The organism is Paludisphaera sp. (genome assembly GCF_037189885.1).
Taxonomy (GTDB): Bacteria; Planctomycetota; Planctomycetia; order Isosphaerales; family Isosphaeraceae; genus Paludisphaera.
This window is the reverse complement of the sequence record NZ_JBBCIR010000045.1, coordinates 101090-116352: the sequence shown is the minus strand read 5'-3', so window position 1 is coordinate 116352 and position 15263 is coordinate 101090. Positions and strand designations below refer to the sequence as shown.

Here is a 15263-nt window from a genome sequence, read left to right as displayed (position 1 = left end):
TTTCAATCCAGCATCGCGCGGACCTCGTCCAGCAGCTCGCGGGGGATGAGGACGCCCTCGCGATCGGCGCGGCGGCGGGCGGCGTAGCGGCGGAGGGAGGGGAGGCGGGCCCCCTGGGAGACGACGCCTTCGAAGATCGCCTCGGCGCGGGCGAGGTGGGCGGGGGCGGCTTCGCCGAGCAGGCGGGCCGGGTCGATCGCCAGCAGCAACTCGCCGCCGCGCGGGGCCCCCTTCGCGCCGTCGTCGAAGGCGAGGGAGTCGACGCTGGTCATGTCGCCGACGAGCGGCCCGGCGATCAGCTCGACCATCAGCGACAGGGCCGACCCCTTGTGGCCGCCGAAGGGGAGCATCGCGCCGGCCATGATCGCGGCGGCGTCGGTGGTGGGCGAGCCGTGGGAGTCGACGCCCCATCCCGGCGGCGTGGGGCGGCCCTCGCGGCGATGCAGCTCGATCTCGCCCCGGGCCGCCGCGCTGGTGGCGAAGTCGAAGACGAACGGGTCGCCCCCGGGCCGGGGCCAGCCGAAGGCGATGGGGTTCGTCCCCAGCAAGGGCCGCGAGCCCCCCGCGGGCGCGACCCACGCGTGGCTGGGCGTGAACGCGAACCCGACCAGGCCCCCGCGCGCGATCGCCTCCACCTCCGGGAAGAGCGCCGCGAAGTGGCAACAATCGGTGACGGCCAACGCCGCCACGCCGCACGCGCGGGCCTTCTCCGCCAGCATCGGCAGCCCGCGGCGGAACGCCAGCGGCGCGAACGCCCCGCCGGCGTCGACCCGCGCCAGCCCCGGCGCGACGTCCTTTACGACCGGCTCCGCGTCGAGCGCCACCTTCCCCGACCGGATCGAGTTCATGGCCATCAGCAGCCGGAAGAGGCCGTGCGAACCGCCGCCGTCGCGCTCGCCCATCGCCATCACGTCCGCGCAAGCCTCGGCGTGCGCCGGGGCCAGCCCGTGACGGGTCAGCACCCTCGCCGCCAGGTCGCGGACCTCGTCGATCGTCAGCCGCTCGCGGTCGTCCATCGTGTTCCCCCCGGGGCCGGGACATCCCCGTCCATGATATCCCTCCGCCGCGCGCACGCCGACGGAGGACCGGACGCCTCGCGACTTCGGGGTCGGGACGATCGGGGGCTTTTCCTCGAATGTCGAGGCGTCGTTGTGGTCGCCCGTCCATGGGGCGTGACGCCCCATTCCCTCGGGACGTACAATGGACCGTGGGCGCGAGGCGGGCCGGGGCATTCCCGGCGGCGAACGGGCCGGCGACGCGGCTGTGGTCCGCGAAGGATGGATGGGGCGATGGGTTACGAGTATTCGAAGGTCGAGGACGCGATCCAGGCGCTCAGGGACGGGCGGATCATCATCGTCGTGGACGACGAGGACCGCGAGGACGAGGGCGACTTCATCGTCGCCGCCGAGCGCGCCACGCCCGAGGTGATCGAATTCATGATCACCCATGGCCGCGGCCTGGTCTGCATGCCGATCACCGCCGAGACCGCCGACCGCCTCCGCCTGGGGCCGATGGTCGACCGCAACACGTCGGCCCACGAGACGCCGTACACCATCCCCGTCGACCACGCCTCCTGCCGCACCGGCGTCAGCGCGGCCGAGCGCGCCACCACCATCGCCGCCATCATCGACCCGGCCACCAAGCCGTCCGACCTCCTCCGCCCCGGGCACCTGTTCCCGCTGGTCGCCAAGGAGGGGGGCGTCCTCCGCCGCGCCGGGCACACCGAGGCGACGGTCGACCTCATGAAGCTCGCCGGGCTGAAGCCGGCCGGCGTGCTGTGCGAGATCACCCACGGCGTCGGCATGGCCCGGGGCGAGCGGCTCCAGGCCGTCGCCCGCGAGCACGACCTGCCGATCATCTCGATCGAGGCCCTGATCCGCTACCGCCGCGTCCGCGAGAAGCTCGTGGTCCGCGTCGCCGAGTCCGACCTGCCGTCGAAGTACGGGCGCGGGCGGATCGTCGGCTATCGCGTCCAGCACGAGCCCGGCAACGAGCCCGTCGCCTTCGTCATGGGCGACCTCCAGTCCGCCGAGGCCCCCCTGGTCCGGCTCCACTCCTCCTGCTTCACCGGCGACCTGCTCGACTCCCTCCGCTGCGACTGCGGCGACCAGCTCCACATGGCCCTGGAGATGATCGGCGCCGAGGAGGTCGGGGCGCTGATCTACCTGCCGCAGGAAGGCCGCGGGATCGGCCTGATCGAGAAGATCCGGGCCTACAACCTCCAGGACAAGGGGATGGACACCGTCCAGGCGAACCTCGCCCTGGGCCACCGGGCCGACATGCGCGACTACGGCATCGGCCTGCAGATCCTCAAGGACCTGGGCCTCACGAAGATCCGCCTCCTGACCAACAACCCGAAGAAGACCGACGCCTTCGTCTACTACGGGTTCGACCTGAAGGTGGTCGACCAGGTGGCGATCGTCGCGCCCGAGCACGTCGACCGCCGGCGCTACATGGACGCCAAGCGCGACAAGATGGGCCACATCCTGCCGACGCGCCCCTGCTGCGCCGGCGAGGACGACCGCCCCGCCGGGGCCGACGCCGAGGCCGACGTCGACCGCGACGCGGTGGGGGCCTGAGCCCCACGGGTGTAGCTCCCGATCTCGGGACTCGCTGATGACGTCTTCCCCCTCGCGGGGGAGGACAGGCCGCGAAGCGGTCAGGAGAGGGGGACGACGAGCGCGGACGCTGTTGGAGTCACCAACGGCCTATCCGACCGGCTCCAGATCCCACCGGCCGTCTCGCTTGGCTCCCCCCCCGTCCGGCCCTCCGGGCCGCCTTCCCCCGCCAGGGGGGGAAGCGCGTGATGATGTCCTATTCAAACCCAGGCCCGCGGGCAGTGGCCGGGCTCATCGCGAGAATGTCAGCGTGGGCCCTTCCTCGCCCTCGGCGGGGCCGAAGGTGAACGAGTTGGGGCCGATCCCGGAGATCTTGCCGGCCAGCGGCGGGCCCTCCTCCTGGAACAGGCCCAGGGTGTCGTCCCGATAGCCGGCCATGCCGGTGATCGTCTCCTTGCGGCCCTTCGAGTCGACCTCCCAGGTGAAGACGCCGTCCGCTTCCAAGGTCAGCGTGATCGTCAGGTCGTCGGAGGGACTGGCCGTCCACCGCCCTTGCAGGCTTGCCGGGGGGGGCGGCGGGACTTCGCCCTGGCCGTCGGCCGGCTGGGCCTCGGCGGGGCTCGACTCGCCCTTGGCCACCTGGTCGGCCTTGCGCAGGACCTCGACGAACGAGGCCGCGAGTTCGTCGTCCGGCGCGCTCCGGAGCACCCACTGGAACTGGGCCGCCGCGGCCGCGGCATGTCCCTGCGCCATATAGTGGTACGCCAGCAGGAAGTGGGGCGCCGGGTCGTCGGGCTTCGCCTTGGCCTCGGCCTCGAGCGCCCGGATTTGCGCCGTGTAGGTGGCGACGTCCGAGTACAGGCCGATGAGCGTCTCCCAGTCCCACGCCGGGACCGCGGAGAGGACCGCGTAGACGACCGTCGCCGCCTCGTCGAACCGCCCCAGCGCGAACAGGCAGAGGGCGCGGAACTCGTGGACCGACGGCTCGTCGGGCGTCTGCTTGATCACCTCGTCGATCATCTCCAGGGCGCGGGCGTAATCGCCCGCCTTGAAGACGTCGCGCGCCGCGGCGAAGGCCTGGTCGCTCGTCGCGACGACCTCGGGGGCCGGGGGATCGGCGGCGACGTTGATCGGCCGGGAGTAGTCGAACGCCGGCGCGGGCTGGCCCGCGGCGACGGCCGCGTTGTACGGGTTCGAGTAGTCACCGTAGATCACCGGGGCCGCGACCGTCCCCAGTCCCCAGGTGTCGTACGCGCCGACGCTCCAGGTCGGGAAGTAGTGGTACACCCCCATCGGCCGCGTCATCGGGACGCCGACCACGGCCGGGCGGAACCAGTTGGCCATCGCGCCGACGCCGACGCCCGTCAGCGCGCCGACTCCGAAGCCGGTCCAGAAGCGATCGCCCCCCCGGCCGCCTCGCCAACCGTAGCCGCCCATCCCCGGCCCCCAGCCGGGCCCCCCGCCCCAGCCGGGGCCGCCCCAACCTCGATTGTTGTAGATATTGGTCGTCCTGACGCTGTTCCCGCGCGCGACGCCGTTCCAGTTCGGCCGGCCACCGTCCCACGGGGGCCGATTCGCGACGCCGCGGTCGGGACGACCGCCATCCCAGCCCGGTCGGCCGGGGAAATTCCCGATCGCGCCGCCGCCGCCCGGCGGGGTCGGGCGCGCCGGCTGGGGCGCGAAGCCGGGCTGGCGCATGCCGCCGCCAGGCTGGGCCGGCCGCGCCATGCCGTCGGCCATGTTCGGGCGCGTCGGCGCGTTCGGGCGCATCGGCTGGGCCGGGCGCGTCGGCTGGGGGTTGAAGCCGGGCTGGCGCATGCCGCCGCCGGGCTGGACGGGCGGCCGGGCCATGCCGCCGGGCTGGCGCATCCCTCCTCCCATGTTCGGGCGCGATTGCGGCATGGACGGGCGGCCCGCGGGCGCCGACGGCCGGGCCATGCCGCCGGGGCGTCCCCCGCCGCCGCCTCGCATGCCGCCCCCGCCGCGCATGCCCCCGCCTCGCTGGGCGAACGCGGCGTCGCCGGCGATGAGGACGAAGCCGAGGCCGAGGGACGCGACCGCGGCGATGAAACGATGCCTGACCATGACCGGGCCTCGCGCTGCATGGGGACGGCCGTGAATGCCACGCTACATTGTAGGGCGCGAGGGCGTCGCCCCTCGCCGGAAAATGAACGAACCCCGGCCGCGGGCCGAGAAGTTCGGCCCGCGCCGGGGCGATTCGCGTCAGGGGATCGCGGCGCTGGGTCAGATCACGAAGCCGCCGATGGTGCCCGGCAGGCCGGTCGACGGGAGGCCCATGCCGAAGGGGCTGGTGATCCCGGGGACCATGGAGCCGGTGCCGATGCCACCGATGCCGCCGATCCCGGCGAGCGGGCCGGTGCGCAGCCAGGTGGAGGTGAACGGGCTGGCCAGGCCGGGCGTCACCACGCCGGTCCCGACGCCCGTCCCGACACCGGTGCCGAGGCCGCCGCCGATGCCGCCGATCCCGGCGAGCGGGCCGGTGCGCAGCCAGTTGGAGACGAACGGGCTGGCCAGGCCGGGCGTCGCCACGCCCCCCGTGCCGCCGAAGCCGCCGGGCGTCACCACGCCGGTCCCGGTCCCGATCGAGCCGGGGGTCGCGGTGCGCAGCCAGTTGGAGGTGAACGGGCTGGCCAGGCCGGGCGTCACCACGCCGGAGCCCAGGCCCCCGGAGCCGCCGAAGCCGAGCCCGCCGCCGCCGAGCCCGCCGGGCGTCACCACGCCGGGGCCGACGCCGACCGAGCCGGGGACCGCGGTGCGCAGCCAGTTGGAGGTGAACGGGCTGGACACGCTAGGCGTCACCACGCCGGTGCCGACGCCCCCCACCCCGCCGAGCCCGCCGGGCGTCACCACGCCGGGGCCCAGGCCGACCCCACCAGTCCGAAGTCCGCGCAGGGAGTTCGTGGTGCTGAAGCCGTCGGGCGAGAGGTTGCCCGGCGCGAAAAACCCGCCGTTGGGGCTGGGCGTGAGGTTCGTGCTCGGCGGATTCACCAGCACCGGATCGGCGCGGAGGGCGGAGGCCCAGGCGGACGCCACGCCGATGGCGGCCGGGGTCTCGCGAGTCTCCAGGGATTCCAGGGTCGGGCGACGCTTGATGGTCTTGGCTCGGCTGCGGATCATCGGTGTCTCTCCGGGCTGCTATATCGATAAACCGCGACGAGGGCTCGCGGGGGATCCCGCCGGCGATTGGCGCCGGTCCGTCGAGGGCTGGCGGCGGCCTTCCCGGCGGGCTACTCTTGACATTCGGGAGATCGTATTCGCGAAACGCGCGCCAAACGATCCGATCCAGATGCGAGATTCCGTCGATATTCCCGCGACGCGCGGCGGGCGGTGGCGACGGGGCGAGATGCGGGGGCGGGGAGACGATGCCAGAGCGCCGTACCTTCGTGCTGACGGACACGGCCCACGACCTATGGACCGAGGACTTCTCGATCGACGGCGACGCCGCGGCGGGCTGCGTCGTCTCCAAGCGCCGCCTGCGGGGGGGCCGTCGCGACGGCGTGGACCTGATCCGGGTCGACAACGGCGCCCTGACGTTCCAGGTCGTCCCCACGCGCGGGATGGGCCTGTGGAAGGCGGCGCTCGGCGGCGACCGCGTGGGATGGGACTCCCCGACCCATGACGGCCCGGTCCACCCCGCCTACGTCCAGCCCCACGACCTGGGGGGCATCGGCTGGCTCGAGGGCTTCGACGAGTTGATGGTCCGCTGCGGCCTCATGAGCAACGGGGCCCCGTTCCGCGACGGCGAGGCGCTCCACCCGCTGCACGGCCGGATCGCCTCCATCCCGGCCTGGTACGTCGCGGTGCATGTCGAGGGCGATTCCGTCGCGATCGAGGGCCGCGTCCGCGAGTCGTTCCTGTTCGGCGGCGGCGTCGAGCTGAGGACGACCTACGCGACGACGCGCGGGTCGAACGCGGTGACGGTCCGCGACGAGTTCGTCAACGTGAAGGACGTGCCGACGGCGATGGAGATCCTCTACCACTGGAACTTCGGCCCCCCCCACCTGGGGGAAGGGTCGCGGTTCGTGGCCCCCTTGAAGGAGTTGGTCCCGCGCGACGCCCGCGCGGCGGAGGGGCTGGCGACGTACGACGTCTACGGCCCGCCGGAGCCCGGCTTCGCGGAGCAGGCCTACTTCTGCTCCCTGCGCGACGAATCCGGCCGCACCGCGGCGATGCTCCGCGACAAGGCGGGGGAAAGGGCCGTGGCCCTGCGGTACGACGTGACCGCCATGCCATGCTTCACCCTGTGGAAGTGCACCGGCGGCCTCCGCGACGGCTACGTCACGGGCCTGGAGCCGGGCGTGAACTTCCCCAACCCCCGCCCCTTCGAGGAGGCCCAGGGCCGGGTCGTCACCCTCCCCGTCGACGGCCGCCACGTCATCGAGACGACCCTGGAAGTCCTCTCCGGCCGCGACTCGGTCGCCGCCCTGGAATCCGAGATCGCCCGCATCCAGTCCCAGGGCAATCCCGTCGTCCGCCCGAAGCCGACCGCCCCTTTCGCGCGCGAAGGTTGAGGGGTTCCCGCGACATGCGCGTCGGGCTATCGGCCCGACGCTTTAACGCCGGGAGCCCCGAGACGACGGTCTTCCCCCCTCGCGGGGGAGGACAGACCGCGAAGCGGTCAGGAGAGGGGGACGACCAGCAGGTGCGCTTCCACGATTCGGAAGCCCGCCCGACCGGCCGGGGAACCCGCCGGCCGTCTCGCCTGGCCTCCCCCCCATCCGGCCCTTCGGGCCAGCTTCCCCCACCAGGGCGGAAGCGGCTTAAGATGATCACGGCGGCGAAGAATCCTCGGCTTCGGGGACCTAGCGAGCGATGGAACCGAAACCTCGGCCCGAGTCGGATCGGCCGGAAGACGCGGAGTCGGCGAGGATCGATCCGTTGGCGCGCGCCCGCCGCCTGCGCCGGGAGATGACTGGCCCGGAGCGATCGCTCTGGCGGGCGCTCCGTGGGTTGAATCGGCGTGGCTGGAAGTTCCGTCGCCAGGTCCCGTTCGGCCCATTCATCGTGGACTTCTACGAGCCGGCCCGTCGACTCGTCATCGAACTGGACGGCGACAGCCACGCCGACCGAGGCGAATACGACCAATCACGGCAAGCCTGGCTGGAATCCCAGAACCTCCGAATGCTCCGGATTGCGAACGACGACGTTCTCGAGGACGTCGACGCCGTGGTCGAGGCGATCCTCGCCGATGCGAGGCTGGTGGAGGGGGTCGAGTCGCGGTAGGTTCGCGCCAAGTCGGATTCCGCCTCGCGGGGAAGCCAGGCTCCGAAGGAGTCACACGAGGGCGCGACGGCCGCTGGTGTAATCGAAGGCCCGTCCAGCCGGCTTCATAATCCGACGGTCTTCTCGCTTGGCTTCCCCCTCATCCGGCCCTCCGGGCCACCTTCCCCCGCCAGGGGGGAAGGGGGTTATGAGAGCCGATCGGGAGTCGTCAGCCCCCGGGGGGGGCAGGGGACGAATTCCGGTCCGACGAGAGCCCCCGCGTCCCCTTCGGGTCATCACCCGCGCCGGGCCACGTCGCGCATCGGCGGGAGGTCATCGAGCGCCTCGCGGGGGAGGGCCTCGACGAAGCGGCGGAGGGCCAGCTCCAGGTGTTCGGCGGCCTCGCCGTGCTGCTCGATGACGTCGTTCTGGTCCCAGCGGTCCTCGGGCTTGCGGTAGAGCTCGGGCCGGCGGGGCTCCTCGGGGTCGTCGACGAGGGGGAGGATCATGTGCCAGACGTGGGTGCGGATGGCGTACTCCTCCACGTCCATCCCCATGACGGCGTAGTCGCGGAACTTGGTCCGCTCGCCCCGGATCAGCGAGAGCAGGTCGCCGCCGTGGATCGGCGGGGCGTCCTCGGGGGGGCGGACGCCGAAGTGGCTCAGCAGCGTCGGCAGCAGGTCGACCGTCTGCACGATCGCCTGGTGCCGCGCCCCGCCGAACCGGGCGCCGGGCATGCGGACGATCAGCGGCGTGTGGACCAGCTCCTCGTACAGCCAGGGGCGGAACCGCCGGACGAACCCGTGCTCGCCCAGGGGCTCGCCCTGGTCGGCGGTGAAGATCAGCAGCGTGTCCTCGTCGCGCCCCAGCCGGTCGAGGGCGTCGAACAGCTCGCCGAGCCAGCGGTCGACCAGCGTGACCGCCCCGGCGTAGGTCCGGCGCAGGCGGTACAGCTCGGCCTCGGAGAGCACGTCCCCCACCGCGCCCGCGGGGACGTCGATCAGGGCGGCCACGTCCTCGATGTCGATCTCGGGCTCGTCGGAGAGCGCCTCGTCGACGAGGTCCCCTTCCTCGCCCGCCTCGAATTCGTCGGGCTCGATGGTGGCGTAGCGGTCGCGGTATTCCTCGGGGAGGTCCCAGGGGCCGTGGGGGCTGAAGACGTCCATCCAGAGGCAGAACGGCTCGGGGTCGTCCTTCCGGCGCTCGAGCCACTCGATCGCCGCCTTGACCGTCCGCGCGACGCCCGTGTTCTCCTCGCGGTCGGTCCCCAGCGCCTTGCGATTGCGCAGGAACTGCTCCCAGCGGGCCCGCCAGCGCTCGGCGACCTCGGGGTCGTCGTCCTCGTCCTCGGGGAGCCGCAAGCCGGGCTCGTCCTCCAGGCGGACGCCGCGGACCCGGGGATCGTCGGCGGGGATGTACGGGTCGTAGCCCTGGCCCCGGATCCAGATCACGTCGTCGAACCCCCGGCCGTAGCCCATCCCCTTCTCGCGCAGGAACGGGGAGTCGGAGATCAGCGCCGTGCGCACCCCCTGGCCGTTCAGGAAGTCGGGCAGGATGAGCTCGTCGGGCTGGAGCGGGGTCCAGCCGAGGTCGGGGTCGGTCAGGCCGTAGCGGCCCGTCCACCAGCTCCGCCGGGTGGGGAGGGTGGTCAGGTTCTCGGGGAAGTGGTGATCGAACACCACCCCCTGGGACGCCAGCCGGTCGAGGTTCGGGGTCTCGATCCAGGCGTTCCCGTAGGCGCCGAGGAATCCCAGGTGCACGCTGTTGCAGGCGACGACGATGGCGTTCATGGGGGACATTGTAATGACGCGCGCCGCCGCCGCCTACGGCCTGCGCAGCACCACCAGCGAAGGCCCCCGATACGCCACGTCGAAGCCCTGGTCCTCGAAGACCCCCACGTCCATCCGGCCGGGGAGCTTCCAGAAGATCCAGCGGAACTCCGGCGCGAGGTTCGGATACCCCTTCGGCTCGTTGACCGGCAGGACGTGGCTGTACAGCGACTTCCGCGAGGAGAGCGGCGCGGTGAACTCATACGACGCCAGCACCGCGTCGTCCGGGCCGACCTGGGCGGCCCACGACCAGAACGGCTCAACGTCGGCCGCGTCGACGGGCCTCGGGATGTGGGCCATCCGCTTCTGGACCTCGCGCGCGCCGAACGCCGACCACCCCGCCGCCGCCAGCCAGACGGCGGCCAGGATCAGCGCCCCGCCCCGACGCCCTCGCAGCCAGATCGCCAGCCGCGAATAGCCGATCAGCCCGGCGGCCATGGTCGTCGCGACCGACGGGACGACGTAACGGACGTGATGCCACGCCGTCCCGAACAGGAACCGCATCGCCCACTGCCCCGAGCAGAGGCTCCAGACCCACGGCGCCGACAGCAGCGCCGCGACCGGCGACAGCAGCGCCAGAACCCACCACGGCCCCAGGCCGTCGCGCAGCACCCACCACATCGTCTCCCAGGTCTGCGCCAGCGTCGGCTTGGCCCCCGTGAACTGCCCGACGTACTGCATCGGCGCGTACCGGCCCACGACCCAGTACAGGTACAGCAGGAAGACCAGGATCCAGCCCAGCCCGACGTCGAACAGGACGAGCCGCCAGGTCGCCTTGCGGCCCACGTCCTCGTCCTCGCGGGGGGGGAGGAACGCCAGCGCGGCGACCATGACGGCGAACTCCTGCCGGCACGCCAGCATCCCCGCGATCCCCGCCGTCGCCAGCCCCGCCCGCCGCGACCGCGCGCCCTGATACGCCCAGAAGACGAACGGCACGCCCATCGACAGCTCGCGGAAGTCGTTCCACGCCAGCGGCCAGATCAAGGGCGCGATCACGACCAGGCCCACCGCCGACAACGCCACCCGCCTCGATCCCGACTCCGACAGCACCAGCGTGAACGCCGCCGGGATCAGCCACCAGTACACGATGTTCTGGATCACCAGCAGCGTGCGAGGGTCCGGGAACGCGGCATAGATCGGCAGGATCAGGTAACGCGCCGGCGACAGGTAGTTCGACTTCCACGCCGACGGCCCCTCCGTCCCATAAGACGCGATCGGCCTCACCGACAGCACCGCGTCCCCCTGGGTGATCGACCAGTACCACTGGTTGTAGTACGCCAGGTCCCACGACCACCCCGTCCGCAGGTCGTGGTAGCTCCGCAGCGCCTGGACCGTCGTGACCGCCGTCAGCCCCGCCGTCAGCCCCGCCACCACCAGCCACGAGCCGATCCTCCCGTCGATGCGCATCGGTCCTCGGCCCCCAGGGACAGACGTTGGCGTCGGCCCGGGATACGTCGTCCCGGGAGCGAGGCGACATTATAACCGCGTTCGAAACGCCGCGGGCCGTCGACCCTTCCGAGTCGACGGCCCGCGGGCGGATCGGGGTTTCACCCGGCGTCGGTCACGAGCAGCCCATGCTGTTGCCACAGTTGAAGCAGCGGTAGCAGGTGCCGCAGCGGACGGTCAGGGCGCCGCAGTTGTCGCAGGCGGGGGCGTCGCTCTGGAACGAGGCGAACTGGCGGTCCTGGACGTCGAGCGCCGCGTCGGCGGAGACGGCCTGGGGCTGGGTCGGCGCGGCCTTGGCGGGGGCGACGCCCAGCGCGGCCTCGTGCTCCTCCAGGTCGGCGATCGTCGCGGAGCGACGGCCGTTGACCTTCACCGTCGGCGCCTCGACGGCCGGCGCGGCGGCCGCGGCCGCGGCGGGCTCCTCGTAGCCGCGGTTCGGCGAGTTGGCCTCGCGATAGCCCTCGATGAACTCCATGCCCAGCCAGCGGAAGATGTAGTCCGCGATCGACTTGGCGATCGGGATGTCCGGGTTCTTGGTGAACCCGGCCGGCTCGAACCGGCTGTGGGCGAACTTGTTGACGAAGACCTCCAGCGGCACCCCGTACTGCAGGCCGATCGAGATCGACGTCCCCAGCACGTCCATCAGGCCGCCGATGGTGGAGCCTTCCTTCGCCATCGTGATGAACAGCTCGCCGGGGCGGCCGTCGGGGTAGAACCCGACGTTGATGTACCCCTCGTGCCCCTGGATGTCGAACTTGTGCGTCATGCTCCGCCGCGTGTGCGGCAGCCGCTCGCGACGCGGCCGGGCCGACGCCGCGACGGCGGGGGCCTGGGCCGGCTTCAGCGACTCCACCAGGATCACCGCCGGCGCGGGCGCGGGGGCCGGCTCGACGGCCTTCGCCTCGGGCTTCTCCGACTTGTCCTTGGTGGAGACCGGCTGGCTCCCCTTGGAGCCGTCGCGATAGATCGCCAGCGCCTTCAGGCCGAGCCGCCAGCCCTCCAGGTAGGTCTCGCGGATGTCCTCGACGGTCGCCTCGTTCGGGAGGTTGCACGTCTTGGAGATCGCCCCGGAGAGGAACGGCTGCACCGCCGACATCATCCGGAGGTGGCCCAGGTAGTGGATGCTCCGGCCCCCCTGCGGCGGGGCGAACGCGCAGTCGAAGACCGGCAGGTGCTCGTCCTTCAGGCCGGGGGCGCCCTCGATCGTGTCGTGCGAGTCGATGTAGTCCAGGACGCCCCGGATCTCCGGCTCGTCGTAGCCCAGCTTGCGGAGCGCGGCGGGGACCGTCCGGTTGACGATCTTGAGCATGCCGCCGCCGGCCAGCAGCTTGTACTTCACCAGGGCGATGTCCGGCTCGATCCCCGTGGTGTCGCAGTCCATCATGAAGGCGATGGTCCCGGTGGGGGCCAGCACCGTCACCTGGCTGTTGCGGTAGCCGTTGGCGCGGCCGGTCTCCAGGCACTCGTCCCAGATCTTGTGGGCGGCCAGGCGGATCGCCTCCGGCGCCTTCTCGTCGATGGCGTAGGCGGCGTCGCGGTGCATGCCGATGACGTTCAGCATCGGCTCGCGGTTGATCGCGAACCCCTCGAACGCCCCCACGCGGCCGGCGTGCTCGGCGCTGGTCAGGTACGCCTGGCCGTGCATGACGGCCGTGATCGCCGCGGCGACCGCCCGGCCTTCCTCGGAGTCGTACGCCATGCCCGACGACATCAGCATGCTGCCGAGGTTCGCGTAGCCCAGGCCCAGGGGCCGGAACTTGTGGCTGTTGGCGGCGATCTTCTGCGTCGGGTAGCTGGCGTGGTCGACCAGGATCTCCTGGGCGGTGATGAAGATCCGGCACGCCGCGCGGAACTTCTCCACGTCGAACGCGCCCGCCTCGTCGACGAACCGGGCCAGGTTCAGCGACGCCAGGTTGCACGCCGAGTCGTCGACGAACATGTACTCGCTGCACGGGTTCGACGAGTTGATCGGCGCCGTGTTCGGGCAGGTGTGCCAGCGCTGGATCGTGTCTTCATACTGCACGCCGGGGTCGCCGCACAGCCAGGTCCCCTCGGAGATCCGGTCCAGCAGCATCTTGGCGCTGTAGGTCTCCATCGGCTTGCCGGTCATGACGGCGCGGGTGGTCCACTCGCCGTCGGCCTCGGCCGCCGCGAGGAACTCGTCGGTGCAGCGGACGGAGAGGTTGGCGTTCTGGAACAGGACCGAGCTATACGCCTCGCCGTTGAAGTTGGCCTCGTACCCCCGCTCGATGAGCGCCTGGGCCTTGGCCTCCTCCTTGATCTTGCACTCGATGAATTCCAGGATGTCCGGGTGCCAGACCTTGAGCGTCTGCATCTTGGCGGCGCGACGGGTCTTGCCGCCCGACTTCACCACGCTGGCGACGGCGTCGTACACCCGCATGAAGCTGACCGGGCCCGACGGCTTGCCGCCGCCGGCGAGCTTCTCGCGGCTGGAACGCAAGGTGGACAGGTCGGTCCCGGTCCCGGAGCCGAACTTGAACAGCATCGCCTCGCTGTGCGCGAGCCGCATGATGCCGTCCATGTCGTCGGAGACGCTCTGGATGAAGCAGGCCGACGACTGCGGCACCTCGTAGGCGTTCGTCGCCTGGACGACGGTCCGCGTCTCCTCGTCCCACTTCCAGTTGTTCGCCGGGCCGACGATCCCGTAGCAGTGGAACAGGCCGACGTTGAACCACACCGGCGAGTTGAACGAGCCGTACTGGTTCAGGCAGAGGGCCGACAGCTCGTCGTAAAACCGCTCGGAGTCCTCGACCGTGGCGAAGTAGCCGTCCTCGCGGCCCCAGTCGGCGATGGTCCGGGTGACGCGGCCGACGAGCTGGCGGACGGAGTACTCGCGCTTCCCGTCGGCGGGCGAGCCGTTGCCGGACGACACGTCGCCGTAGAAATACTTGCTGACGACCACGTTGGTCGCGAGCTGGCTCCACCCCTTCGGGATCTCGCAGTCGACCTGCTCGAAGATCACCGCCCCCCGCTCGTCCTTGATCGCCGCCGAGCGGGAATCCCACTCCACCTGATCGAACGGGCTGACGCCGTCCGTGCTGAAGACGCGCGGCACCACCATCCCCGAACGGCCCCTGGCGTCCTTCGCCCTAGCCGACGCTCCCTCGGGCTGGTGCTGCTTGCTCACGGTGGTCGCCCCGTCCAGCCTTCCTGCTCTCGCCATCGGCTCTCACTCCCCGTTGGTCGATCAGGAAATCGACAACGAAACGGCCGAGCCGGACTTTCGCCGGCCGACCAATTTTAGTCGATTGCCGTCCACCAATCCAGATGTTCATGCCTCGCCGGACGAATTGTTCGGCGTATCGGTTCGCGGAACTTGAGTCGGCGCACCCTTTAGGGCATGCGTCCTCGGCCCGGCGACGGCCGGGGCCGAGATGTTCGCGACGAAGCGGGATAAGGCTCCCCGACTGGGACGGCCTCGGCAGTTCCCTGGCAGTGGTTCTTCGCTCCACGACTCGGCAGCGGAAGCATGCGCGCGCCGGGCGTCGGACGGGGCGCAAAAAAAGCCCGCGGCCGGCGGGCGCGCCGGGCGCGGGCGGTAGAGGCGTTAGATCCGCGCGACGCGCGGGCCGGGGCCCGGTCAGGAGGCGCTGGGCAGGCCGACGATCTGGACCGTGGTGTACGGCTGGCGGTGGCCGCGACGACGACGCATGTTCTTGCGGCGGCGGAACTTCTGGATGATGATCTTCTTGGCGCGGAACTGGTCGACGATCTTGGCCGCGACCGCGGCGCCTTCGATCACGGGCGCGCCGATGGTCGGCTCGCCTTCGCCGGCGATCAGGAGGACCTTGGAGAAGGTGACGTCGTCGCCGGCCTTCCCTTCGCGACGGTCGACCTGGATGAAGTCGCCTTCCTGAACGCGATACTGGTGGGAACCATCTTCAAAAATGGCGTACATGGTTGGATCCGAAGCTCCTGGGCGGACGACGGGCCCGCGTTCGACGAGTCCGGGATGTCCGGGCTCGCCCGCCCCCCGACCTCTACCTGCTCGATTGGGTGACTCGATCTCGACGCGCGGAATCCCCTCCCGCGCGAGAAGAAAGTGAAACTGTACCCCAAGCAAGGGGGCCGAATCAAGGCGAGTCGACGCGCGTTGAACGGCAAATTCGACAAGGCCGTCCCACGCCTCATCCATAGGCGAGACCGCGAAACGCATGCGTCCCCTCTCCTCCCGGGAGAGGGGACG

General features: G+C 71.4%; 10 protein-coding genes. 3 read left to right on the top strand and 7 right to left on the bottom strand.

Annotation, left to right across the window (positions count from 1 at the left end; genetic code table 11):
* Positions 1-2: 2 nt before the first annotated feature.
* Positions 3-1016, bottom strand: a complete 1014-nt coding sequence (locus WG209_RS14605) for an Ldh family oxidoreductase (RefSeq protein ID WP_337175793.1) — start codon at positions 1014-1016, stop codon at positions 3-5.
* 273 nt (positions 1017-1289) lie between these two features.
* Here WG209_RS14605 and ribB point away from each other — a divergent pair, with 273 nt between their 5' ends.
* A complete protein-coding gene (ribB, locus tag WG209_RS14600) occupies positions 1290-2579 on the top strand; it encodes a 3,4-dihydroxy-2-butanone-4-phosphate synthase (protein WP_337175792.1) in 1290 nt (429 codons plus the stop codon).
* Positions 2580-2849: 270 nt separating this feature from the next.
* On the opposite strand, the gene WG209_RS14595 is transcribed toward ribB, so the two are convergent.
* The gene (locus WG209_RS14595) at positions 2850-4643 is read right to left on the bottom strand and encodes a tetratricopeptide repeat protein (protein WP_337175791.1); all 1794 of its coding nucleotides are present in this window, start codon (positions 4641-4643) and stop codon (positions 2850-2852) included.
* Between the two features lie 159 nt (positions 4644-4802).
* Positions 4803-5696 (bottom strand): hypothetical protein, encoded by an 894-nt coding sequence (locus WG209_RS14590; RefSeq protein WP_337175790.1) that lies wholly within the window; start codon positions 5694-5696, stop codon positions 4803-4805.
* A 245-nt stretch (positions 5697-5941) separates the two neighbouring features.
* Here WG209_RS14590 and WG209_RS14585 point away from each other — a divergent pair, with 245 nt between their 5' ends.
* Both WG209_RS14585 and WG209_RS14580 read left to right on the top strand, forming a co-directional pair.
* Positions 5942-7090, top strand: coding sequence for an aldose 1-epimerase family protein (locus WG209_RS14585; RefSeq protein ID WP_337175789.1), 1149 nt, complete (start codon positions 5942-5944; stop codon positions 7088-7090).
* A 367-nt stretch (positions 7091-7457) separates the two neighbouring features.
* Entirely contained in the window at positions 7458-7802 is a 345-nt protein-coding gene (locus WG209_RS14580; RefSeq protein ID WP_337175788.1) for a DUF559 domain-containing protein, read from the top strand.
* 275 nt (positions 7803-8077) lie between these two features.
* Here WG209_RS14580 and WG209_RS14575 read toward each other — a convergent pair whose 3' ends face one another.
* The 4 genes from WG209_RS14575 to rplU form a co-directional block, all read right to left on the bottom strand.
* Entirely contained in the window at positions 8078-9571 is a 1494-nt protein-coding gene (locus WG209_RS14575; protein WP_337175787.1) for a sulfatase, read from the bottom strand.
* A gap of 33 nt (positions 9572-9604) precedes the next feature.
* Positions 9605-11017, bottom strand: a complete 1413-nt coding sequence (locus tag WG209_RS14570) for a DUF2079 domain-containing protein (protein WP_337175786.1) — start codon at positions 11015-11017, stop codon at positions 9605-9607.
* A gap of 154 nt (positions 11018-11171) precedes the next feature.
* Positions 11172-14240 (bottom strand): vitamin B12-dependent ribonucleotide reductase, encoded by a 3069-nt coding sequence (locus tag WG209_RS14565; RefSeq protein WP_337175785.1) that lies wholly within the window; start codon positions 14238-14240, stop codon positions 11172-11174.
* A gap of 417 nt (positions 14241-14657) precedes the next feature.
* Complete coding sequence (gene rplU / locus WG209_RS14560) at positions 14658-15233, bottom strand: 50S ribosomal protein L21 (protein ID WP_337175784.1); 576 nt, start codon at positions 15231-15233, stop codon at positions 14658-14660.
* Between the last annotated feature and the right edge of the window lie 30 nt (positions 15234-15263).